This window comes from Actinomadura syzygii, from assembly GCF_008085905.1.
GTDB classification, from domain to species: domain Bacteria; phylum Actinomycetota; class Actinomycetes; order Streptosporangiales; family Streptosporangiaceae; genus Spirillospora; species Spirillospora syzygii.
Genome location: NZ_VSFF01000019.1, coordinates 63,561 through 85,815 on the forward strand (window position 1 = coordinate 63,561; position 22,255 = coordinate 85,815).

The following is a 22,255-nucleotide window of genomic DNA, read 5'->3' on the forward strand; positions in this document are numbered from 1 at the left end:
AAGCGTGCGATGATGCCGTGCTATGGCAGGTCAGTACCCCCCGCCGCCGCCTCCGCCGCGGCCTCCGGCTTCGCCGTACGGGCATCCGGGCTATGGTCCTCCTGCTTACGGGCCGCCGCCCGGACCGCCGCGTCCGCCCGGCGGGTACGGGCCGCCGCCCGGCCAGCCCTACCGGTATGTGCCGTTGCGTCCGCCGCCTCGCCGCAGCGCGGGCGGGACGATCGCGGGCATCTTCGGCGGGCTGACCTCGCTGGTCGTCATCGCGATCGTCGCGTTCGCGATCGTCGGCGGGCAGGACGGCGTCGCCGGGACCCGGACGCCGACGTCGTCCGGCAACGGGACGTCCGTCCGCGAGAAGGCGACCAACAGCAAGCTCTACAAGACGGGCACGCTGACACCCGTGAACTGCCGGCTCCCGCGGATCCTGCCGAGCGCCGAGTCCATGCGCCAGTTCATGGACGTGCTGAGCGACTGCCTGGACGCCGCCTGGGCGCGGCAGTTCGCGAAGGCGGGCATGGCGTTCGACAAGCCCGACCGCGTGTTCTGGCTGGAGCCGGGACGCAGCCCGTGCGGGACGTATCCGGCGCCCGGCGCGTCCGCGTTCTACTGCCCGGCCAACAACACGATGTACGTGGGCCTGCGGCACGTGGTGGAGACGTCCGGCGGCGAGCCGCTGACGCACTACGCGGTGTTCGCGCGGGTCATCGCGCACGAGTACGGGCACCACGTCCAGGATCGGGCGGGCATCCTCCTCTACGGCGACCAGCAGATGGAGAGCGGGAACAAGGCGTCCGGGAACGAGGCGAGCCGCCGCATCGAGTTGCAGGCGCAGTGCTTCGCGGGCGCGTTCCTCGGCTCGGAGCGGACGACGCTGCCGATGACGCGCGAGCAGTACACCGCGCTCCTCCTCGACCTGCGCGGCCGCGGCGAGGACCGGCTCCCCCCGGACGAACGCGACCACGGCACCGGCCGCCACTACGAGGGCTGGGTCGTCGCCGGCTTCAACGAGGGCAGACTCACCATCTGCAACACCTGGACGGCCCCGGCGTCCAAGGTCAGCTGACCCCTGCCCGTCCGCAGGCAAACGTGAGCGGTCTCACGGGCAAAGTGCTAGCAAGGCCGCTTGCAATAGCAAGCACCATGACGCAGGGTGGAGACATGGCAGGTTCGAAGGTCGGCTCGATCGGCGAGTACATCCGGGAGCAGCGGACGCGCGCGAAGATCTCGCTGCGTCAGCTCGCGGACGTCTCCGGGATCTCCAACCCGTATCTGAGCCAGATCGAGCGCGGCCTGCGCAAGCCGAGCGCCGAGATACTCCAGCAGATCGCGAAGGGGCTGCGGATCTCCGCCGAGGCGCTCTACGTGCAGGCCGGGATCCTGGAGGCGCGCGAGGCGGAGACGGACGTGCAGGCCGCCGTCCGCGCGGACCTTCTGCTCACCGAACGGCAGAAGCAGGTCCTGATCGACATCTACGGCTCGTTCCTCAAGGAGAACGAGGCCGCCGGAGTGTTCCCGGCAGAGCACGCGGCGGCGGAGGGCCCGGCGGCGGAGGCCGCCGAAGGGGAGCCGGCCGCGGACGAACCAGCCATGGGAGAGCGAACCGAACCAGCACAAGACGGAAGGGAAGAGGTCGGATGACGCTGGCCAACAACCTGCGAGAGAACAAGGCCGTCTACGCCGTGGCCGGCGCCGGCGACTTCGCGGTGGAGAAGCTCCGCGAGATGCCGGAGCAGATGACCCGGTACCAGGGCCGCGCCCGCGAGATCTCGGAGCGGTACCAGGGCGAGGTCCGGGAGACCGTGGACCGCTACCGCGGCCAGGTCCGCCAGGCCGCCCGCCGCTACCGCGGCGAGGTCACCCGGTACCAGGGGCGCGTCGACGCGAAGGACCTGCCCGGCGCCGCCGTCGCGTACGCGACGGAGTTCGGCACCCGGGCCGTCGGGTTCTTCGACGAGCTCGCCGAGCGCGGCAAGCGCGTCGTGCACCGCGAGGCGGCCGACGTCGCCGAGATCACCGACGCGCCGGCGCGTCCGGCCGCGAAGCCCACCACGAGGCCCACCGCGAGGCCCACCGCCGCCAAGTCGGCGCCGAAGGCCCGTGCCGCGCAGCCGAGGAAGAGCACGCAGACGCGGTCCACCGCGAAGAAGAACGGCGCCTGAGCACGCCAGTCGGGGCCCGGCCGGGAACATCCGGCCGGGCTCCTTCGTCGTCCACAGGCGGGACGGTCGCGGTTTTCCGCTGGACGACGCGCATAGGGTTGGGGTAACCGAGGCCCCGTGTGCGCGACGCATGAGTCGCCGTCCGAGACGAGCAGGAGCGCTGATCGCCGATGTCGGACTTCAACGTGCTGGACTACTTCTTCTGGCTACTGCTGATCATCGCGTTCGCGATGGAGGCGTGGGCGCTGATCGACTCGCTGACGGTGCCGGAGGGGGCGTTCTCCGCCGCGAGCAAGCAGAGCAAGAAGCTGTGGACGATCATCCTGATCGTCGCGACGGTGGTCGGCGCCGCCTACGCCGTCGCGCCGGTCGCGCTCGGCGCCAGCCCGATCGCGCTGCTGCTCGGCATCCTCCCGGTCGCCGCGTTCATCGCCGGGGCCGTCTACCTGGCGGACGTCCGCCCGGCCGTCGCGCCCTACAAGAAGAAGGGGCGCGGCGGCTCGTCCCGCTCCGGCCCCTACGGCCCCTGGTAACGGGTGTCGTGGCCCGTCACTAGTGTGAGGGCATGGAGAGCTCGGGACGCACGGCCCGCCTGGAACTGGACGACCAGGGGCTGCGGGAATGGGAAGCGGTCGTCCTCGACGCCGGGCCGGACGGGATCGTCCTCGACCGCTCGGCGTTCTACCCGGGCGGCGGCGGGCAGCCGCCGGACCACGGGGTGCTGCTGTGGCAGGGCGTCCAGACGCGGATCGCGGGGGTCCGCAAGGGCGACGACCTGGTCCTGATCCCGGTGGAGGGCGACCCCGTCCCGCCGACCGGCGCCGCCGTGCGCTGCGCGGTGGAGGACGACCGCCGCAGCGCGCTGATGCGCACCCACTCGGGCCTGCACCTGCTGTGCGGGGTGGTCTTCCGCGACTACGGCTGCCTCGTGACCGGCGGGAACATGGAACCGCTGAGCGCACGCATGGACTTCGACCTCCGCGAGGTCCCGCCCGGGTTCAAGGAGACCGTGGAGGACGCCTGCAACGCCGAGGTCGAGGCCGACCGGCGCATCGACGTCCGGACGCTGCCGAGGGTCGAGGCGTTCGAGATCCCGGACATCATCCGAACGGCGACCAACCTCGTCCCACCCGAGGTGCAGGACGTCCGCATCGTCGACATCGTGGGTCTGGACACCCAGGCCGACGGCGGCACCCACGTAGCGTCCACGAAGCAAATAGGCCGAATCAGGGTCGCGAAGGTGGAGAACAAGGGCCGAGGCTTCCGCCGCCTCCGCATCAAGATCGAAGACTGACCACCCGCGACCATCGCGGTGCGGGGCCGGGCACCGGGGGCGGGCGCCTCCGCCGGCCGGTGCCCGGGGTTCAGGGGGACGGGCGCGACAGGGCGTCCACCGAGGTCAGGCCGTGTTCGACGATGTCCACGGCGCGGTCGAGGGCGGCGCGCATCGCGTCCGGGTCGTAGGCCGCGCGGCGGCAGTGCGCGATGACCGCCTGCATGCCGCCGACCGCGATGCCGGACGCGGCGACCGCGTCGATCTCCGCGATGCCCGGACACAACTCGCGCAACAGCGCCTCGATCGCCTCCTGGGTGTGCGTCATCCGCTGCAGCGCGCGGGCCTGCAGGCCGGGACGCTCCAGGATCAGCGCGATCTGCACGGCCCCGTACTCGCCGTGCTCGGTCACGATCGCCTCCAGGACGTCCACGACGCTGCGCCGGATCGTGTCCATCGGCGACTCGCCGGGGGTGCGGCGCAGCCGCTCGGACACCTCGGCGAGCCGGTCGTCGACCTCGGCGAAGACCACGTCCTCCTTGGACGGGAAGTAGCCGAAGAACGTCCGCGGGGACACGTCGGCCGCCGCGGCGATGTCGGCGATCGTCGTCTCCTCGTAGCCGCGCTCGGCGAACAGGCGCAGCGCGGCGGTCGCGATGGCCCGCCGGGTGCGCTGTTTCTTGCGCTCCCGCAGGCCGGCCCGCCCCTGTCCGCCGTCCATGTGACGGACATTACCACGGCTGCAAAGTTGCAGCTGTTGCAAAACTGCACGCTGTCCGGTTTTCTGCGGACATGGCGCGTTTTCTGGACGCCCTCGGACGTCTCTGTGTGCGGCGCCGGCGCGCGGTCTTCGAGTCGTGGATCGCCGCGATGCTCGGCGCGGCCGTCCTCGGGCTGCTGCACGGCGGCATGTTCGTCCAGCAGAGCACGCTGCCCGGGACCGAGACGCAGCGCGCCATCGACGCCCTCTCCCGCGATCTCCCGGCGATGACGGGACCGACCGCGACCGTCGTCTTCCACGAGACGCGCGCCGCGAGCCCGGCGGACTGGCGGGTCGCGCTGACCGTCGGCCGGTCGATCGAGAACCTCACGAAACTCGACCGGGTCGCCTTCTGCGAGAACCCCTACGCCCAGGGGATGGGCGGGTTGAAGAACGGCGACGCGGTCGTCGTCCGGCTCAATTTCGCGGGGACGATGAGCGATGTCAGCGCCGCCGACCTCGACGCGCTGAACCGTGCCGTCGAGCCCGCGCGAATGGCCGGGCTGGACGTGAAGTTCGGCGGCATCGTCGCGATGATCCTCAACCAGCCGAAGGGCGGGCCGCAGGAGGGGGCGGGCATTCTGCTGGCCCTCGTGGTGCTGCTGCTGGCGTTCGGCTCGTTCCTCGCGGCGGGCATTCCGATCCTGGTGTCGCTGTGCGGCTTGGTCGTCGCGTATTCGCTGGTGCACTTCTCGGCGTCGCTGTTCCAGATCGCGCCGACCGCGCCGATGGTCGCGGCGATGCTCGGCATCGGCGCGGGAATCGACTACGCGCTGTTCATCGTCACCCGCTATCGGCAACAGCTCGCCGAAGGCGACGACGTCGAGACCGCGGTCGGACGCGCCATGGCCCATTCCGGGCACGCCGTGCTGTTCGCCGGGGGAACCGTGGTCTTCGCGATCTGCGGCCTTTTCCTGTCGGGCATCGCGTTCATCGGACGGATCGGCTTGTCCGCCGCGCTCGCCGTCGCCGTCATGGTCGTCGCCGCGCTGACCCTGCTGCCCGCGATCCTCGGCGCGCTCGGCGACCGCATCGACCGGTACCAGTTGCCGCGCGTCCGCCCGGACCGGAGTTCGCGCAGGTGGGAGGCGTGGGGACGGCACGTAGACCGGCACGCCTGGCCGTACGCGATCGGCGCGACGCTGATACTCCTGACCCTGTCCATCCCGACGCTGAGCCTGAAGTTCGGCGTGATGGCGGACAGCATGTCGTCCCCGCGGATGGAGGCGCGGCAGGCGTACGACATCGTCGCGGAGGAATTCGGCCCCGGCCATTACAGCCCGTTCGTCGTGGTCGCGACGGTCCCAGGCAAGGAAACAAAGCCCAAAAGACCGGTGCCCACCATCAAAGGCCCGGAGGGCCTCAGCGGCTTGACGGGCCCGCCCGCCACCACCCCACCGGCCCCGACACAACCAAAAGGCGCCCCGGACCTGACCAAGAAGCCCGACAAACTCGCAATCCTCATAGGCCAGGAACTGCAACAACGCCTGTCCGAAGCGTCGGGCGTCGTCTTCGTCGGCGACCCCGTCGTGATCGGCACGACCGCGATGGTTCAGGTCATCCCACGGGACGCGCCGCACGCCGACTCGACCACCGCGCTGGTCCGGCACCTACGCGAGGTGGAGATCCCCGCCGTCCGGGACGCGCACCCCGGGACGCGGATCTCCCTGGGCGGCGAGAACCCGGCCATCATCGATATCGCGACGACCGTGGGAAACCGCATGCGGAACGTCGTCATCGCGGTCGTGGGCGTCGCGCTGCTGCTCCTGGTCATCGCGTTCCGGTCGATCGTCGTCCCGGTGAAGGCGGCGCTGATGAACCTGCTGTCGATCGGCGCGTCGTTCGGCGTCGTCACGGCGGTCTTCCAATGGGGCTGGGGCGTCGGCCTGCTGGGACTCGACCAGGCCATTCCCATCATGTCGTTCGTGCCGCTGTTCATGTTCGCGCTGATATTCGGCCTGTCCATGGACTACGAGGTGTTCCTCCTGTCGCGCATCAAGGAGGAATACGAGCGAACGGGCGACCCGCACGAGTCGGTCGTGACCGGAATCGGCGCCACGGCCCGCCTCATAACCTCGGCCGCCCTGATCATGATCTTCGTGTTCGCGGGTTTCGTCCCACAACCGGATCCGACCGTCAAAATGATGGCCCTCGGCCTGGCGGTAGCGGTCGCCATGGACGCCACGATCGTCCGCCTGGTACTCGTCCCAGCCCTGATGAGCCTCCTGGGCCACGCCAACTGGTGGTGGCCACGCCGCCCCCGCCCGAAACCAACCCCTCCAACCCCAAAGCCCGAACAACTCGAACTGAAGTTGACGAGCTAGCGGGCTACTTCTTCTTGCGGGACTTCTTGGGTTCGGGGGCCTTGGGGAGGGGCGGGGTGGCGGAGGCGCCCTGGTTTTTGACGGCTTCTATGGCGGCCTTGGCGGCGGACGGGTCGAGGTATTCGCCGCCGCGCTTCAAAGGCGCGAAGTCGTCGTCCAGTTCGTAGACGAGCGGGATGCCGGTGGGGATGTTGAGGCTGACGATCTGCTCGTCGGAGACGTCGTCCAGGTGCTTGACGAGACCGCGCAGGGAGTTGCCGTGCGCGGCGACGAGGACGGTCTTCCCGGCGGCGAGGTCGGGGACGATCGCGTCGTACCAGTAGGGCAGCATCCGGTCGACGACGTCGGCGAGGCATTCCGAGCGGGGGATCAGCTCGGACGGCAGTTCCGCGTAGCGGAGGTCGTTCACCTGGGAAAGGGGGTCGTCGTCCTTGATGGGCGGCGGCGGGACGTCGTAGGAACGGCGCCAGGTCATGAACTGCTGCTCGCCGAACTCCTCGCGCGTCTGCGCCTTGTTCTTTCCCTGGAGGGCGCCGTAATGGCGTTCGTTGAGCCGCCAGGACCGCTTCACCGGGATCCAGAGGAGGTCGGCGACGTCCAGCGCGATGTTGGCGGTGCGGATGGCCCGCTTCAGCAGGGAGGTGTGGACCACGTCCGGGGTGATGTCGGCGTCGAGCAGCAGGTCGCCGCCCCTGGTCGCCTCGCTCTCGCCCTTCGCGGACAGGTCGACGTCCACCCAGCCGGTGAACAGTCCTTCCGCGTTCCAGACGCTTTCGCCGTGCCTCAGCAATACCAGGGTCGCCATGGGCGAAAGCCTATCGGCACCGTCCCTCAGCCGCGGTTGGCCGGGTCCGCGAACGAGGCGAAGGCGCGCAGGTTGGCGAGGCTCTCGCCGCGTTTGACGCGCCAGTCCCATTCGCGCTGGATGGACGTCTTGAACCCGCGTTCCAGCGCCTTGTCGAAGTTCTCGTCGGAGTAGGTGAGGACGCAGCCGAGCAGCCGGTCGATCTCGTCCGGCGACACGGACTCGAGCGCCACCCGTCCGACGAGATGGACGTCGCCGACGTCGTCCAGCGCGAACGCCACCCCGTACATCCGGCCGTTCTTCTCCAGCAGGAAACGGTAGAACTCGGCGTGGTTCTCGTCGGGACGGCGGCAGAAGAACGCCTCCACGTGCAGGCTGTGATCGCCGACGATCAGCCACGTCATGGTGGCGAGCTTGTGCTGCCCCGGAAGCTTGACGAAGAAGGCGTCCTCGCGCGGTTCGTCGAACTCCAGCCCGGCCGCCCGCAGGCTCTCCCTGATCGTCTCGACGACGCTCAAGCGGTCACCTCCACCTGCCCCATCGGCATCGGTCCCATTTCCACAGCACCGGTATACACGTCGAGCAGTTCGTCGACGGTCGCGTCCCACCCGAAGCCGTGCGCGTGCCGGACGGCGCCGTGGGCGAGGCGGGCGCGCAGGCCGGGCTCGGCGTCGAGGCGGCGCAGGACGGCCGCGTAGTCCGCCGGGTCGTGGCCGGAGATCAGGACGCCGGACTCGCCGTCCGCGACCGCCGTGCAGAGCCCGCCGACGCGGGACGCGACGACCGGCGTCCCGCACGCCTGCGACTCGACCGCGACCAGCCCGAACGACTCGGTGTGGGACGGGACGACGGTGACGTCTGCGGCCCGGTACCAGTCGGCCAGCTCGGCCTGCGGGGACGGCGGCTCGAACCGCATCACGTCGGAGATGCCGAGGTCGGCGGCCAGGTTCTGGAGGCCCTCCGGGCGCTGCCGCCCGGAGCCGCTCGGGCCGCCGACGACCGCGACGACGAGGCGGCGGCGCAGCGCAGGGTCGTCGGCGAGCATCCGGGCGACCGCGCGGAGCAGGACGTCCGGCGCCTTCAGCGGCTGGATGCGGCCGACGAACAGCAGCACGTAGGCGTCCGGGGGCAGGCCGAGGCGGCGGCGGGCGGGGCCCGGTCCGCGGGGGACGAGCGACGGCTCGGGACGGAACACCGACAGGTCGACGCCGGGGCTGACGGTCGCGACCCGCGCCGGGTCGGCGCCGTAGAGGTCGACGAGCTCCCCGGCCTCCTTCGCGGTGTTGGCGACGAGCTGGTCCGACGACGCGACGACCTGCTCCTCGCCGAGGACGCGCTCGTCCGGTTCCGGCCGGTCGCCGTCCGCGAGCGCCGCGTTCTTGACCTTCGCCATCGTGTGCATGGAGTGGACGAGCGGGACGCCCCAGCGCCGCTTCGCCGCCCATCCGGCCTGCCCGGACAGCCAGTAGTGCGTGTGGAGGAGGTCGTAGTGCCCGGGTTCGTGCATCGCCTCGACGCGCAGGATCCCGGACGTGAAGCCGCAGAGCTGCCGGGGCAGCTCGGTCTTGTCCAGCTCCTCGAACGGCCCGGCGACGACGTTGCGGACGAGCACGCCCGGCGCGAGCTCGACGACGGGCGGCATCGCGCGGCAGGTGGCGCGGGTGAAGACGTCGACCTCGACACCGCGCTCGGCCAGCCGCTTCGCCACCTCGACGACGTAGACGTTCAGGCCGCCCGCGTCACCGGTGCCCGGCTGGTCGAGAGGGGAAGTATGAACACTGACGGTCGCAACCCGGTTGATACGACGCGACACCGGACATCACCTCCGATGGTGCAACCTATCGACCGTGTCGCCTGTTCCCCCGCCGAGGGGTCCGCCGGATCCGGCCGCCAGGTTCTCCGGGACGCGCGTGCGACCCGTGCGCGCCTGCCTGGGAGGCTGGGCGCATGCGTAAGACGGCGGTAGTGACCGGAGCAAGCAGCGGGATCGGGGCGGCCACGGCGCGGCGCCTCGCGGCGGAGGGGTTCCACGTCGTCCTCGCGGCGCGGCGCCGCGACCGGCTGGACGCCCTCGCCAAGGAGATCGCCGAGGACACGCCGGGGGCGGGACGGGTCGCGGCCGTGACCCTGGACGTGACGTCCCAGGAGTCCGTGGACGCCTTCGCGGCGGCGGTCGGCGGCTGCCACGTCCTCGTCAACAACGCGGGCGGCGCGCTCGGCCTGGACTCGGTCGCCACCGCCGACCTGGACGAATGGCGCGCCATGTACGACACGAACGTCCTCGGGCTGGTGCGCGTCACGCAGGCGCTGCTGCCGGAGTTGATCGCGAGCGGCGCGGGCCACATCGTCAACATCACCTCGCTGGCCGCGCACGTCGCCTACGAGGGCGGCGGCGGGTACAACGCGGCCAAGTACGCGGCCTACGCGGCGAACGAGGTACTGCGCCTCGAACTGGTCGCCGAGCCGGTGCGGGTCACGGAGATCGCGCCGGGCCTCGTGAAGACGGACGAGTTCTCGCTGGTCAGGTTCCACGGGGACGCGGAGCGGGCCGCAAAGCCCTACGAGGGCGTCCCCGAGCCGCTGGTCGCGGACGACGTCGCCGACTGCGTGGCCTGGGCCGTGACCCGTCCGCCGCACGTGAACATCGACCGGATCGACGTCCAGCCGCGCGTGCAGGCGGCCCCGCACCGGCTTCACCGGGAGTAGGGCGCGACCGCCGTCCAGGTAAGGGTCACCTCACCGAGCCGCCACCGGTTTCTGCCTCCATAGGGCGGACGGGTGACGACGGGATGCGTCCGGGCGAGCAGCGCGACCGCCTCCACCCAGCGGGCGCGCGGGCCGAACGCCGAGTGCGGCGCGGCCGTCGCCCAGCAGCGGTCGAACGCCGCCAGCAGGTCGTGGACGGGCTCGCCCGGCACGTTCCGGTGGATCAGCGTCTTCGGCAGCCGCTCCGCCAGCGCCGACGGGCGCTCCAGCGTGGGCAGATGCGCGGCGAACGTGATCGTCTGCGGGCCGTCCGGGGTGAGCGCCGCCCAGACCGCGCGGCGGCCGATCTCGTCGCACGTCCCCTCGACGAGGACGCCTGCCGGGTCGAGCCGCGCGGTCAGCTCCTCCCAGGCCCGCCAGGCCGCGTCCTCGCCGTACTGGCGCAGCACGTTGAACGCCCTGACCAGCACGGGAGGGCGCGGGACGGGCAGCTCGAACCCGCCGCGCCGAAACGACAGGCCGTCCAGGCGACGGGCGGCGAGCAGGGCGACCCCGGCCGCCACGCGCTCCGCGTCGATCTCGACGCCGACGACCTCCAGCCGCGGCGACACGGCGCGGAGCCGGGTGAGCAGCTCGACGGTCGTCACCGGCGACGCCCCGTACCCGAGGTCGACGGCCAGCGGACGCGCGCCCGCGCGCAGCGGTCCGGCCTGGGTGGCGGCGATCCAGCGGTCCGCGCGGCGCAGCCGGTTGGGGGCGGTGGTGCCGCGGGTCACCTCCCCCCGCGGCTTCGGGATGGGGGGCACCGGGTCATTGTTCCGTGTCGTCCTCAATGCTCCGTACGCCGCGATATGAACGGCTGTACGGCGGGCCGCCGGGCGGGCGATCATAGGCGGATGCCCGACCTGTCCGGCCTGCTCGCCGACCTGGCCGCCGAAGGCGACTCCCTCGACGCGCTGGTCGCGCCGCTGCCCGCCGCGAGATGGGCGGCCCCGACCCCCGCCGAGGGCTGGACGATCGCGCACCAGATCGCCCATCTGGCCTGGACGGACGACCAGGCCGCCGTCGCCGCCACCGACGCCCCCGGGTTCGCGAAACTCCTGGAGGCGGCCCTCGCCGACCCCGGCGACTACGTCGAGGCGGGCGCGCGGGAGGGCGCCGCGGACGACCCGGCCCGGCTCCTCGCCCGCTGGCGCGACGGCCGCCGCCGCGTCGTCGACGCGCTCGCCGCCGTCCCGGCGGGGGAGCGGCTCCCGTGGTTCGGGCCGCCGATGAGCGCCGCGTCCATGGCGACCGCGCGGCTGATGGAGACGTGGGCGCACGGCGAGGACGTCGCGGGCGCGCTCGGCGTCCGCCGCGCGCCGACCGGACGGCTCCGGCACGTCGCGCACATCAGCGTCCGGACCCGCGACTTCGCGTTCCGCAACCGCGGCCTGGAACCGCCGGACGGCGAGTTCCGCGTCGTTCTCGAAGGCCCGGACGGCGACGCTTGGACGTGGGGCCCCGCCGACGCGCGCCAGTCGGTCACCGGCCCGGCGCTCGACTTCTGCCTCGCCGTCACGCAACGGCGGAACCGCGCCGACCTGGCCCTCGTCGCCACCGGCCCGGACGCCGACCGCTGGCTGGACGTCGCCCAGGCGTTCGCCGGTCCGCCCGGTCCCGGCCGCGCGCCGGGGTGAGTGGGCGGGCTCACAAGTTCGAACCGCGCTCTAGTGGAAATCTCCTGCGTATGACGATCCTCATCGCCTACGACGGGTCGGACGACGCGCGCGCCGCGCTCGACTTCGCGGCGCGGCACCTCCGTCCCGAGCCCACCGTAGTGATCAGTGTGTGGGAGCCGCTGCTGCTGCAGTTCGCCTGGGCGCCGCTCGTCGCGGAGACGCCGGCCGGCCCCGATTCCGAGCCGAACGACCAGTTCGAGGAGGAGAAACAGGCGGAACACCTCGCGCAGGAGGGCGCCGACATCCTCCGGAAGGCCGGGCTCACCGACGTGCGCACGCTCGCCGAGCGCGGCGGCGGCCCGGTCTGGAGCGCCATCGTCGACGTCGCGGACGAACTGGACGCCTCCCTCGTCGTCACCGGCTCCCGCGGCCTCGCGGGCGCCCGGTCGCTGATCATCGGGAGCGTCTCGACGCGCGTCCTGCACCACGCGCGGCGGCCGGTGCTGGTCGTCCCGCCGAAACGGCAGGACAAGGAGAAGGACTGACGGTCAGAAGGACTGACGGTCAGAAGGCGCCGACGGCGCGCTCGAACGCCTCGTAGGCGTCCGCCGTGAACAGGACGAAACGCGCGTCACGCACCTTCGACGGCGTGGACCGGACCGTGCCGACCGCGATCCGGGCCGCGTCGTCCATCGGCCAGCCGTAGATGCCCGCCGACACGGCCGGGAACGCGATCGACTCGACGCCGAGCTCGTCCGCGACGCGCAGCGACTCCCGGTAGCAGGAGACGAGCTGGCCGGACCGGTCGTCGGACGGCGAGTACACCGGCCCCACCGTGTGGATCACCCAGGTGGCGGGGAGCCGTCCCGCCGTCGTCGCGACCGCCTGGCCGGCCGGCAGGCCCCCGCCGTAGTGGGACGCGCGCAGCTTGCGGCAGTCGTCGAGGATCTCCGGGCCGCCCCTGCGGTGGATCGCCCCGTCCACGCCGCCGCCACCGAGGAGGGAGGAGTTCGCCGCGTTGACCACGGCGTCCACGTCCTGCTCGGTGATGTCGCCCCGGATCAGAGAGATCTTCACGTGCGCCCCTTCTCACGTTGCCGCGGAACCCGTCAGAAGAGAAGAATTCTCCCGCGGGCCGGGCGTGAAACGCGTTCGGCGGCTCCCGGCGGTACGCTCATGGCGGACGAGGCACCGGGGGCGGTTCGGCTCGTCCGACTTCGTCCGGCCGACGCCGTGGGGGGCTCCATGCGGAGGGCCGGACGTGAACAGTGGAACATTGACTGCCTATCCTGCCGTCGAGACGACCACAAAGGCGTGCAAGTCGTGGAGGTTACCCCCTTGAAGATTCTCCTCGCCGGAGCGACCGGAGTCGTCGGTCGCCGGCTGATCCCGCTGCTCGTCCAGGCGGGCCACGAGGTCGCAGGGACGACACGCCGGACCGAGCGCGCCGACCTGCTCCGCGGCCTCGGCGCCACGCCGGTGGTCGTGGACGTCCTCGACGCCGCCGCGGTCCGCGCGGTGCTGGCGGACGTACGTCCGGACGCGGTGATCCACCAGCTCACCGATCTCAGCACCGAGGACTTCGCCGCCAACTCCCAGCTGCGCATCGAGGGCACGCGCAACCTGGTCGACGCCGCGCGGGACGCGGGCGTCGAGACCATGATCGCGCAGAGCATCGCCTGGCTGTACGTGGGCGGCGGCGCCCCGGCCGCCGTCGAGACCGACCCGCTGGACGCCGCGCTCCCGCCGTACGCGGGCGTCGCGGCGCTGGAGGCGGCGGTCGCGGAGATGCCGCGCGGCGTCGTGCTCCGCTACGGCGCCCTCTACGGGCCCGGGACCTGGTACGCGCCGGACGGCGCGATCGCCGAGCGGGTCCGCGCGAACACCCTGCGCCTCGCCCCGTCCTGGACGTCGTTCGTGCACGCCGACGACGCGGCCTCCGCCGCGCTGGCGGCGCTCGACTGGCCCGCGGGCCCGGTCAACATCGTCGACGACGAGCCCGCCACCACGGCCGACTGGCTGCCCGTCTACAGCGCGGCGCTCGGCGCGCCGACGCCGGGCAACGCCGGGAAGCACGCCGCCACGACGGGACGCCCGGTGTCGAACGAGAAGGCGCTCAGCCTCGGCTGGAAGCCGTCGGTCGCGTCCTGGCGCATCGGTTTCGCCCAGATGGACGGCGCCTCCGGCGCGGAGGGCGCGGCCCGCGCGGACGCCCGGGTGAACGGCCGCGTGGACGGCACCGCCCGCACCTACTGATCGAACAAAACGGACGCTCCCGGCGGAACGTGACAAAACACAACCGAGTCGGGGGCTCAGCCGAACTGGAACGAGCGCTTCGCCAGGCCGAACCAGTACCCGTCGATGACGGCCCGCCGCTTTTGATCTTCGGCGCCGGTCGCGGCGGTCGTCGCGGCGCCCAGGGCCACGAAGAGTGGCGCGAAGTGTTCGGTGCGTGGATGCGCGATCCGCGCCGCCGGGGCCTTGGCGCGGAAGTCGAGAAGGGCGTCGATGTCGCCGTTCCGCACGGCCTCGTCCGTCCAGGCGTCGAACTCGGCCGACCAGGCGGGCGGCGGCTCGTTCGCGCCGGGCGGCATCTCGCGCAGGTTGTGCGTCGTGAAACCGCTCCCGACGATGAGGACGCCCTGGTCGCGCAGCGATGCGAGCGTGCGGCCGACGTCGTAGAGGCGCGCCGGTTCGAGTGACGGCATGGACATCTGGAGCACGGGGACGTCGGCGTCCGGATACATCTCCACGAGCGGCACGTAGGCGCCGTGGTCGAGGCCGCGCGCCTCGTCCCGGTGCACGTCGGGGATGAGTTTGCTCACGTCATCGGCCAGTTCGGGCGCGCCGGGCGCGTCGTACCGGACGCGGTAGTAGTGCTCCGGGAACCCCCAGAAGTCGTACACGAGCGGCGTCCGGCGGGTGGCGCCGACGGTCAGCGGCGCCTCCTCCCAGTGCGCGGACACCATCAGGATCGCCTTCGGCTTGGGCAGTTCCGCCGCCCAGCGGGCCAGTTCGTCCGTCCAGACGGGGTCGTCGGCCAGGGGCGGGGCGCCGTGGCTGAGGTAGAGCACGGGCATCCGGGTCGTCATGTGGGTCCCCCCTCTTTTACTTCAGATTTCAACTATATCTGGCCGCGCTGGTTGAACGTTCAAGTCTTGAAAGTTCAAACTTTGGGTAGAGTAAGTGATATGACCGAAACGACGGACACGCGATGGCTCGACGCCGATGAGCAGGAGACCTGGCGCGCCTTCCTGTGGACGTCGCGCCTGCTGAACGAGGCCCTCGACCGGCAGCTCCAGCGCGACTCCGGCATGCCGCACGCCTACTACATGATCCTGGCGATGCTGTCGGAATCGCCTGGTCGCGCCCGCACCATGACCGAGCTGGCGGAGATCGTGTACTCGTCGCCGAGCCGCCTGTCGCACGCCGTCAACCGGCTGGAGGAGGCGGGCTGGGTGCGGCGCACCAAGCACGGCGCCGACCGCCGAACCACGATCGCCGAGCTGACGGACGCGGGGTATGCCGCTCTGGCCGAGGCCGCACCAGGACATGTCGCCGAGGTAAGGCGGCACCTGTTCGACCCGCTGACGCGGGACCGCATGCTGGAGTTCCGCGAGACGCTGCACGCGCTCCTCGCGGTCCTCGACCCGGACCGCGAGGCCCCCTGCGCCCGCGAACTCGGCTAGGAGGGTCGGTCAGGCGTCGGCGAACTCGATCGCGTGGGTCTTCGCGCCGGGGTGGGCGGCGGAGAGCAGGCGCAGGCCCTCCTCCTCCAGGGCGGTCCGCTCGGGCGTCGGGACCGGGGCGAACGGGGTGATGCGCAGCACCGCCTCGCCGCGCTTCTTCTCGACCTTCCACATGCCGTGGACGAACCCGTCCACCAGGTACGTCGCGCGGATGATGCCGTTGATCGTGAAGATCCGCGCGCGGTGCTCCTCGGTGATGATCCGCGCCCGGTCGGCGTGGGAGAGCACCAGGTTGTCGAAGTCGGGGACGAACCTGACCGGCGCGGGCGTCCCCGGATCGGGACGCGGCGCGTCCGGCAGGTCGTAGAGCGTGCGGCCGTTCTCGTCCCGGAAGGCGAGCAGGCGGGGCGCGAGGCGCTCGACCACCTCGCCGAGCCGCGCGAGGCCCGACCAGTGCTGGACGTCCCGGACGCTCGCCGGCCCGAACGCGGCGAGGTAGCGCAGGACCAGGTCGTCCAGGGACATCGCGCGGCGCGCTGACGGGTCATCGTCCAGCCAGGCGTCGAGCGTGGTGTGCCGGGCGACGCCCGACGCGCCCCAGACCCCGCGCGGCGGGACCTGCACCAGCGGGATCTGCAGCCGGACGGCCCATCCGAGCAGCGCCGCGTCGTGGTCGGGGAACCGCTCGGCCAGCAGGGTGCGCAGTTCCTTGTCGGAGCGCGGGTCGTCCTCCAGGAGCTTGCGCGCCTCGGCGGTGATCGTGTCGAGGTCGACGCCGTCCAGGTCGGCGGCGCGGGACTTCAGGTGGCCGTCCAGGACGGCCTGGGTCAGCGGGCGCAGGGACACCGCGTCCCGGGCGCTGACCAGGTGGAGCGTCCCGCGCATGAGCACGATCCGGAGCGCGCGGCGGCTGGTCATCAGCTCGCCGACCTCGGCGAAGTCGAAGTCCTTGAGACGGCTCCACAGGCCGATGTAGGGCGGGTTCGGCGCCTGCGACTGCATGCCGACGAGGTGCTCGATCGCGTCCATCACCGGGATCGCGCGGCGCTCCAGCAGCATCTGCCGCGCCAGCAGCGCCCGGTTCAGCGCCCGCCGGTCGAGCGTCTCGGGTTCGGCGTTCACGGGGGTTGCCTTCAAGATCTCGGCTTTCGGTCGTCGGGTATCGCGGTCTCGGCTTTCGCGGGGCCGGGTCGCGTGGTCTCGGCGTTCGCGGTGTCGGCCTCGGCGAGCGCGGGCCTCGCGGGGGCGGGCTTCGCGGGGTCAGGCGTCATAGCGGTCCCTGAGTTCGGGCCAGGTGGGCGGAGGGCCCGGCAGTTCCGCTTCGCCGGTGAGGTGCAGCGCGTCCAGCATGAGGGCCAGGTAGCGGTGTTGCAGGCGGTTCATGCGGGCGTCGTCGCCGATCCGGATGCCGTGCAGGTACTCCAGGATCACCGAGATGTCGCCGACCTCGATCTCTGGACGCAGCGCGCCCGCCTCCCGGGTGCGCTCCAGCAGCCGCTTCGTCGCGAGGTGGATCTCCTGGCCCTTGCGGCTCATCTCCTCGCTGACCTCGAAGCTGCCCGCCAGCCGCATGGTGAGGGAACCGGCGCCGATGTCGAGGCAGCGGCGCATGAAACCGGCGAACGCCCGCCAGGGGTCGCCGTCGTCGTCCAGCGCGGTGCGGACCTCGGCGAGATAGCGGTCCATGCCGTCGTCGGCGAGCTTCTGGAGGAGGTCCTCCTTGCTCTTGTAGCGGCGGTACAGCGCGCTGATCCCGACCCCGGCGTGCTCGGCGACCGCCGAGATCGGCGCGCCGGGGTCGGCGGTGAACACCGCCCGCGCCGCCTCCCTGATCAGCTCGTCGTTGCGCGCCGCCTGGGCCTTGCGCCCGCTCATGGGCGCCGCTGCCGTCGTGTCCATGCGTCCATACTAAAGGGAACGAACAATTCCGTTCTACAAGGGCGCGGGGTTGACTTCATGCGCGGCGACGAGGCAGGGTGAACACATGTTCATGAACGAGTGTTCATAACGACGAGAGCGGGGGCATCATCATGGAGATCGTCAACACGCACCAGGCCGAGGCGTGGAACGGCTACGAGGGACGGCACTGGGCCGACCACCACGCGCGCTACGACGCCATGAACGGCGGGTTCAACGAGTTCCTGCTGGACGGCGCCGCCATCGGACCGCGCGACCGCGTCCTCGACATCGGCTGCGGGAACGGGCAGGTCACCCGGCTCGCGGCGCGCCGGGCCGGGCTCGGCGCGGCGACGGGCGTGGACCTGTCCGGGCCGATGCTCGCCCGCGCCCGCTCCCTCGCCGCCGAGGAGGGCGTCGCGAACGTAACGTTCGAACAGGGCGACGTCCAAGTCTATCCGTTCGGCGACGACGCCTTCGATGTTGCGATCAGCCGGGTCGGGGTCATGTTCTTCGCCGACCCGGTGGCGGCGTTCGGGAACGTCCGGCGGGCGCTGCGCGCGGACGGACGGCTCGCGTTCCTGGCGATGGCGCCGCTCGGCGGCACCGACCTCGGGACGGTCCTCGCCGCCCTCCCGCCGCTGCCCGAGCCCGCCATCGGGGAGCACGGGCCGCTGTCGCTGTCCGATCCCGACCGCGTCCGCGAGATCCTGGAGGGCGCCGGGTTCCGCGACGTCGCCGCCCGCCGGGTGGAGGCCGGCCAGATCTTCGGACGTGACGCCGACGACGCCGCCCGCTTCCTCGCCGACTGGGGACCGATCCGCTACAACCACGGCGACGGCGACGAGGTCTTCCAGACGCTCCGCGTCGCCGTGAAGCCGTTCGAGCGGGGCGGCGCCGTCCGGCTGCGCGGGACGTCCTGGCTGGTCAAGGCGCGGGCGTGAGGGCGCGCTGCCAGGCCCGGGCGGACGGCGGTCCAGGTCATTACGATGCCGGATGATGTCACCGAGAAGAGCCGTCGGCGCGGGGGACCGGACCCTGCGCGAGCACCTCGTCGCCACCGCCGAGCGGATGATCGCCGAGCGCGGGACGGCGGGCCTCACCGTCCGGGCGATCGCGCGGGAGGCGGGCGTCGCCGACGGCGTCCTCTACAACCACTTCGCGAACAAGGAGGAACTCCTCGGCCACGCGCTGCGCGCCCGCGCGGACACGATCATGCGCGGCCTCGGCCCGCTCCCGGCCGCGGGCACGGGCACGGTCGGGGACAACCTGCGCGTCTACGTCCGGCACGGGCTGACCCTGCACAACGGGCTGCTGCCCGCGCTGGCGGGGCTGATCGCGCAGCCGGACGTCCTCGTCCAGTTCGCGGCGCTCAGCGGCGGGGGCGGCGGCTGGCGGCAGCGGCTCGCCGCCTACCTGCGCGCCGAGCGCAACCTCGGCCGCCTCGCCCCGGGGGCCCGGGTCGAGGCCGCCACCTCGATGATCGTCGGCGCGTGTCACGAGCCGGTGCTGTCGGCGCTGTTCCAGGGCGGCGGCGTCGCGCAGCCGCTCCCGCCGGACGCCGTGGACGACCTGGTCACTGTCGTCCTCGACGGCCTCACGGCTCGCTAGGAGACCGTCCCGGCAGGACAGAGGCCGTCGCCGACATCGCTGCGCGCTAGGAGGCCATCGCGGTGCGTACCTCCTTGAGCGTCCGGTCGGCGATCGCGTTGGCGCATTCGTTGCCCTCGGCCAGGACTTCGCGCAGGTAGGCCCTGTCCGCGACGAGTTCGGCGCGGCGGGCGCGGATCGGGCGCAGGAACTCGTTCACCGAGTCGGTGACGGTCTTCTTCAGCGCGGCGGAGCCGCCGTCCCCGATCTCGGCGGCGACGGCGTGCGGGTCGCGGTCCTGGCAGAGCGCGGCGAGCAGCACCAGGTTGGACACCTGCGGACGGGTCTCCGGCGCGTACGTGATCCGCCGCTCGGTGTCGGTCACGGCGCGCTTGATCAGCCGGGCGGTCTCGTCCGGGTCCGCGGACAGGGCGATGGCGTTGCCGCGGCTCTTGCTCATCTTCTGGCCGTCCGTCCCGAGCAGGCTCGGCGCGGGGGACAGCAGCGCGTCCGGGACGGGGAACACCGGCCCGTACCGCTCGTTGAAACGGCGCGCGATCGTCCGGGTGATCTCCTGATGCGGGAGCTGGTCCTTACCGACGGGCACGAGGTTCGCCTTGCAGAACAGGATGTCCGCGGCCTGGTGGACGGGGTAGGTGAACATCAGCCCGCTGACCGACGCCTGCCTGGACACCGCGATCTCGTCCTTCACGGTCGGGTTCCGGCGCAGTTCCGCGACCGACACGAGCGACAGGAACGGCAGCATGAGCTGGTTCAACGCCGGGACGGCGCTGTGCCGGAAGATCGTCGCCGTGGACGGCTCGACCCCCACCGCGAGATAGTCGGCGACCAGCCCTTCGACGTACTCGGACAGGTTGTCCGCGACGTCCCGGTCGGTCAGCACCTGGTAGTCCGCGACCAGCACGAACAGGTCGACGCCCGCCCGCTGGAGGCGGACGCGGTTGGCGAGGGTGCCGAAGTAGTGGCCGAGGTGCAGCGGCCCGGTCGGACGGTCCCCGGTCAGGATCCGGAAGGCTCCGGGGTCGGCGGCGATGCGGTCTTCGAGGATCGCGCTGCGCCGTGCGGCCGCCTCGATTGTTTCGGGGGTTTCGGGGTTGGTCGTGCCCATGGGTGTCTCTCCTCGATCTTCGGTGGTGTCCGATGCGAGCCGCGTCCGTCCGTCCGGCCGGACCGGCCCCGGGTCGTCGAGGAAAGGGAAAGGGCCGTCCGGTGGACGGCCCTGCGCGTGCGCGGTTTCGGCCGTCCTAGAACGGCCGCCAACCAAGGCACGCGGTTCGCTGCATGCCGTCCAGGATAGACCACGAGAAGCGGCTGCTCCTAGATAATCTGGAACGGAACCAAATTGGTAACCTGGGGGTATGACCTCGATGGCCCCCGCCCGCACCGAGACCGACCTGTCCTTCCTGCTCGACCACACCGGACACGTTCTGCGCAGCCGCATGACGGCCGCGCTCGCCGAGATCGGGCTCACGCCGCGCATGCACTGCGTCCTGGTGCACGCGCTGGAGGAGGAGCGCACCCAGATCCAGCTCGCCGAGATCGGCGACATGGACAAGACGACGATGGTCGTGACGGTGGACGCCCTGGAGAAGGCCGGTCTGGCGGAGCGGCGGCCTTCGTCCCGGGACCGGAGGGCCAGGATCATCGCGGTCACCGAGGAGGGCGCCCGCGTGGCCGCGCGCAGCCAGCGCCTCGTGGACGGCGTCCACGAGGCGGCCCTCGGCTCTCTTCCTCCCGCCGACCGCACTGCTCTGGTCAAGGCATTGAACGCGCTCGTCAGCGGGCATCTGGCCACGCCGTCCGAGACCGCGACCCCGGCCCGCCGGGCCCGCGAGCGCGCGAAATAGATCCGTCAAGGATCGTCTGTAACAAAACTATCTGCTACGGTCTCTCCTGTTGGCTCTGACCTCAGGAGATGACCATGTCCTCCGTGCTTCGATCCCGCTGGGCGGCGCTCGGCGTGCTGTCCGCCACGATGCTGATGACCATCCTGGACGGCAGCATCGTCACCGTCGCGACCCCCGCCATCCAGGACGACCTGGGCTTCTCGCCCGCCGGGCTGAGCTGGATCATGAACGCTTACCTGATCCCGCTCGGCGGCCTGCTCCTCCTCGCCGGACGCCTCGGCGACCTCGTCGGCCGCCGGACGCTCTTCCTCGCCGGGAACGCCGTCTTCACGGTCGCGTCCGTGCTCGCCGGGGCCGCCACGACGTCTGGCCTGCTGATCGCCGCCCGCCTCTTACAGGGCGTCGGCAGCGCCCTGGCCTCCGCGGTCGTGCTCGGCATCCTCGTCACGCTGTTCACCGAACCCCGCGAACGGATCAAGGCGATCGGCATATTCAGCTTCACCGGGGCCACCGGTGCGTCCATCGGACAGGTGCTCGGCGGCGTCCTCACCGACGTGCTGAGCTGGCATTGGATCTTCCTGATCAACCTGCCGATCGGGATCGTCACGATCCTGCTGGCGCTGCCCGCACTGCCGCGCGACCGCGGCATCGGCCGGCGTGGGGGCGCGGACATCGCGGGGGCGCTGCTCGTCACGTCCGGGCTGATGCTCGGTATCTACACGATCGTCAAGGTCGAACGGTACGGCTGGCTCTCCACGCACACCCTCGGGTTGGGCGCGGTTTCTGTCGTCCTGCTGGCCGGATTCGTCGTCCGCCAGGCGCACGCGGCGACACCTTTGATGCCCTTGCGAATTCTGCGTTCCCGCAACGTGTCCGGGGCGTACGTCGTCCAGTTGCTCGCGTTCTCGGCGATGTTCTCGTTCCAGGTCATAGTCGCGCTCTACATGCAGATAGTCCTCGGCTACGACGCGCTGAAGACGGGCCTTGCGATGCTCCCGGCCGCCGTTGCCATCGGCGTCGTGTCGTTGTTCGTCTCGGCGCGGCTGTCGAACCGATTCGGTGAACGCCTCGTTCTGATGGCCGGGCTCGTCCTTCTGGTCGGCGCGATGGCCTGGCTTACGACCGTACCCGTCAACGCCGACTATGCCACCGACCTTCTCCCCGTGTTCGTCCTGATCGCCGGGGCGGGGCTCGTCCTGCCGTCGCTGACCGGGCTCGGCATGTCCAGCGCCCGTCCGGACGACGCCGGGCTCGCGTCCGGGCTGTTCAACACCGTCCAGCAGGTCGGAATGGCGCTGGGCGTGGCCGTCCTGACGACGCTTGCCGCCTCCCGCACCGCCGACCTCCGCGCCACCGGCCAAGACGAGCCCACCGCGCTAACCGGTGGCTACCACCTGGCGTTCGCGGTATCCGCATCCCTGCTGGTGGCGGCGCTGCTGGTGTCACTGCTCGTCCTGCGCCGTCCGAAGCCCACGTCGCCCGCCACCGCGCCGACGGAGACCGTCCCCACCAACGTCTGAAGGG

Annotated in this window: 25 protein-coding genes; 15 read left to right on the forward strand and 10 right to left on the reverse strand. The window is 71.6% G+C overall.

Features of this window, described 5'->3' with window-relative positions; all coding sequences use genetic code 11:
- Positions 1-22: 22 nt before the first annotated feature.
- The 5 genes from FXF65_RS40710 (at position 23) to FXF65_RS40730 (ending at position 3,453) form a co-directional block, all read left to right on the forward strand.
- Positions 23-1,063: a neutral zinc metallopeptidase gene (locus tag FXF65_RS40710; protein WP_222869013.1), complete on the forward strand. Its 1,041-nt coding sequence runs from the start codon at positions 23-25 to the stop codon at positions 1,061-1,063.
- A gap of 95 nt (positions 1,064-1,158) precedes the next feature.
- Positions 1,159-1,638 (forward strand): helix-turn-helix domain-containing protein, encoded by a 480-nt coding sequence (locus tag FXF65_RS40715; RefSeq protein WP_246199432.1) that lies wholly within the window; start codon positions 1,159-1,161, stop codon positions 1,636-1,638.
- Positions 1,635-2,159, forward strand: coding sequence for a hypothetical protein (locus FXF65_RS40720; RefSeq protein WP_148355833.1), 525 nt, complete (start codon positions 1,635-1,637; stop codon positions 2,157-2,159). The genes FXF65_RS40715 and FXF65_RS40720 overlap by 4 nt, the downstream gene beginning before the upstream one ends.
- A gap of 170 nt (positions 2,160-2,329) precedes the next feature.
- Complete coding sequence (locus FXF65_RS40725; protein ID WP_246179146.1) at positions 2,330-2,692, forward strand: DUF2516 family protein; 363 nt, start codon at positions 2,330-2,332, stop codon at positions 2,690-2,692.
- Between the two features lie 32 nt (positions 2,693-2,724).
- Complete coding sequence (locus FXF65_RS40730; RefSeq protein ID WP_148355834.1) at positions 2,725-3,453, forward strand: alanyl-tRNA editing protein; 729 nt, start codon at positions 2,725-2,727, stop codon at positions 3,451-3,453.
- A gap of 70 nt (positions 3,454-3,523) precedes the next feature.
- On the opposite strand, the gene FXF65_RS40735 is transcribed toward FXF65_RS40730, so the two are convergent.
- Entirely contained in the window at positions 3,524-4,153 is a 630-nt protein-coding gene (locus FXF65_RS40735) for a TetR family transcriptional regulator (RefSeq protein WP_148355835.1), read from the reverse strand.
- Between the two features lie 71 nt (positions 4,154-4,224).
- Here FXF65_RS40735 and FXF65_RS40740 point away from each other — a divergent pair, with 71 nt between their 5' ends.
- Positions 4,225-6,516 carry an MMPL family transporter gene (locus FXF65_RS40740; protein WP_148355836.1) on the forward strand — a complete coding sequence of 764 codons (2,292 nt, stop codon included), beginning with the start codon at positions 4,225-4,227 and terminating at the stop codon, positions 6,514-6,516.
- Between the two features lie 4 nt (positions 6,517-6,520).
- Here the strand turns inward: FXF65_RS40740 and FXF65_RS40745 are convergent, their stop codons facing one another.
- Genes FXF65_RS40745 through mshA form a run of 3 tightly spaced genes read right to left on the reverse strand, consistent with a single transcriptional unit; the run spans position 6,521 to position 9,134 of the window.
- Positions 6,521-7,321: a phosphoglyceromutase gene (locus tag FXF65_RS40745; RefSeq protein WP_148355837.1), complete on the reverse strand. Its 801-nt coding sequence runs from the start codon at positions 7,319-7,321 to the stop codon at positions 6,521-6,523.
- 26 nt (positions 7,322-7,347) lie between these two features.
- Positions 7,348-7,839, reverse strand: a complete 492-nt coding sequence (locus tag FXF65_RS40750; protein ID WP_148355838.1) for a type III secretion system chaperone family protein — start codon at positions 7,837-7,839, stop codon at positions 7,348-7,350.
- Complete coding sequence (mshA, locus tag FXF65_RS40755) at positions 7,836-9,134, reverse strand: D-inositol-3-phosphate glycosyltransferase (RefSeq protein WP_148355839.1); 1,299 nt, start codon at positions 9,132-9,134, stop codon at positions 7,836-7,838. Before mshA ends, FXF65_RS40750 begins: the two co-directional genes overlap by 4 nt.
- A 134-nt stretch (positions 9,135-9,268) precedes the next feature.
- Between mshA and FXF65_RS40760 the strand changes: the two genes are divergently transcribed.
- Entirely contained in the window at positions 9,269-10,027 is a 759-nt protein-coding gene (locus FXF65_RS40760; RefSeq protein ID WP_148355840.1) for an SDR family NAD(P)-dependent oxidoreductase, read from the forward strand.
- Here FXF65_RS40760 and FXF65_RS40765 read toward each other — a convergent pair.
- Positions 10,015-10,833: a class I SAM-dependent methyltransferase gene (locus tag FXF65_RS40765; RefSeq protein ID WP_246199433.1), complete on the reverse strand. Its 819-nt coding sequence runs from the start codon at positions 10,831-10,833 to the stop codon at positions 10,015-10,017. The two genes, FXF65_RS40760 and FXF65_RS40765, sit on opposite strands and share 13 nt — an antisense overlap.
- 90 nt (positions 10,834-10,923) lie before the next feature.
- Here FXF65_RS40765 and FXF65_RS40770 point away from each other — a divergent pair, with 90 nt between their 5' ends.
- A complete protein-coding gene (locus FXF65_RS40770; RefSeq protein ID WP_148355841.1) occupies positions 10,924-11,706 on the forward strand; it encodes a TIGR03084 family metal-binding protein in 783 nt (260 codons plus the stop codon).
- A gap of 50 nt (positions 11,707-11,756) precedes the next feature.
- Entirely contained in the window at positions 11,757-12,233 is a 477-nt protein-coding gene (locus tag FXF65_RS40775; protein WP_148355842.1) for a universal stress protein, read from the forward strand.
- A gap of 19 nt (positions 12,234-12,252) precedes the next feature.
- Here FXF65_RS40775 and FXF65_RS40780 read toward each other — a convergent pair whose 3' ends face one another.
- Entirely contained in the window at positions 12,253-12,765 is a 513-nt protein-coding gene (locus FXF65_RS40780; RefSeq protein ID WP_148355843.1) for an O-acetyl-ADP-ribose deacetylase, read from the reverse strand.
- A 246-nt stretch (positions 12,766-13,011) separates the two neighbouring features.
- Between FXF65_RS40780 and FXF65_RS40785 the strand changes: the two genes are divergently transcribed.
- Positions 13,012-13,944: an NAD-dependent epimerase/dehydratase family protein gene (locus FXF65_RS40785; protein WP_246199434.1), complete on the forward strand. Its 933-nt coding sequence runs from the start codon at positions 13,012-13,014 to the stop codon at positions 13,942-13,944.
- Positions 13,945-14,000: 56 nt separating this feature from the next.
- Here FXF65_RS40785 and FXF65_RS40790 read toward each other — a convergent pair whose 3' ends face one another.
- Positions 14,001-14,780, reverse strand: coding sequence for a dioxygenase family protein (locus tag FXF65_RS40790; RefSeq protein WP_148355844.1), 780 nt, complete (start codon positions 14,778-14,780; stop codon positions 14,001-14,003).
- A 99-nt stretch (positions 14,781-14,879) separates the two neighbouring features.
- Here FXF65_RS40790 and FXF65_RS40795 point away from each other — a divergent pair, with 99 nt between their 5' ends.
- Positions 14,880-15,377 (forward strand): MarR family winged helix-turn-helix transcriptional regulator, encoded by a 498-nt coding sequence (locus FXF65_RS40795; RefSeq protein ID WP_148355845.1) that lies wholly within the window; start codon positions 14,880-14,882, stop codon positions 15,375-15,377.
- A gap of 9 nt (positions 15,378-15,386) precedes the next feature.
- Here the strand turns inward: FXF65_RS40795 and FXF65_RS40800 are convergent, their stop codons facing one another.
- Positions 15,387-16,499, reverse strand: a complete 1,113-nt coding sequence (locus FXF65_RS40800; RefSeq protein WP_246199435.1) for a winged helix DNA-binding domain-containing protein — start codon at positions 16,497-16,499, stop codon at positions 15,387-15,389.
- 138 nt (positions 16,500-16,637) lie between these two features.
- Positions 16,638-17,276 (reverse strand): TetR/AcrR family transcriptional regulator, encoded by a 639-nt coding sequence (locus FXF65_RS40805; RefSeq protein WP_246199436.1) that lies wholly within the window; start codon positions 17,274-17,276, stop codon positions 16,638-16,640.
- Positions 17,277-17,407: 131 nt separating this feature from the next.
- Between FXF65_RS40805 and FXF65_RS40810 the strand changes: the two genes are divergently transcribed.
- Entirely contained in the window at positions 17,408-18,217 is an 810-nt protein-coding gene (locus FXF65_RS40810; protein WP_246199437.1) for a class I SAM-dependent methyltransferase, read from the forward strand.
- Positions 18,218-18,272: 55 nt separating this feature from the next.
- Positions 18,273-18,884, forward strand: coding sequence for a TetR/AcrR family transcriptional regulator (locus tag FXF65_RS40815; RefSeq protein ID WP_148355847.1), 612 nt, complete (start codon positions 18,273-18,275; stop codon positions 18,882-18,884).
- A gap of 46 nt (positions 18,885-18,930) precedes the next feature.
- Here FXF65_RS40815 and trpS read toward each other — a convergent pair whose 3' ends face one another.
- Positions 18,931-19,992: a tryptophan--tRNA ligase gene (gene trpS / locus FXF65_RS40820; protein WP_148355848.1), complete on the reverse strand. Its 1,062-nt coding sequence runs from the start codon at positions 19,990-19,992 to the stop codon at positions 18,931-18,933.
- Between the two features lie 250 nt (positions 19,993-20,242).
- Here trpS and FXF65_RS40825 point away from each other — a divergent pair, with 250 nt between their 5' ends.
- Both FXF65_RS40825 and FXF65_RS40830 read left to right on the forward strand, forming a co-directional pair.
- Positions 20,243-20,731 carry a MarR family winged helix-turn-helix transcriptional regulator gene (locus tag FXF65_RS40825; RefSeq protein WP_148355849.1) on the forward strand — a complete coding sequence of 163 codons (489 nt, stop codon included), beginning with the start codon at positions 20,243-20,245 and terminating at the stop codon, positions 20,729-20,731.
- 74 nt (positions 20,732-20,805) lie between these two features.
- A complete protein-coding gene (locus tag FXF65_RS40830) occupies positions 20,806-22,251 on the forward strand; it encodes a DHA2 family efflux MFS transporter permease subunit (RefSeq protein ID WP_148355850.1) in 1,446 nt (481 codons plus the stop codon).
- The last annotated feature ends 4 nt before the right edge of the window (positions 22,252-22,255 follow it).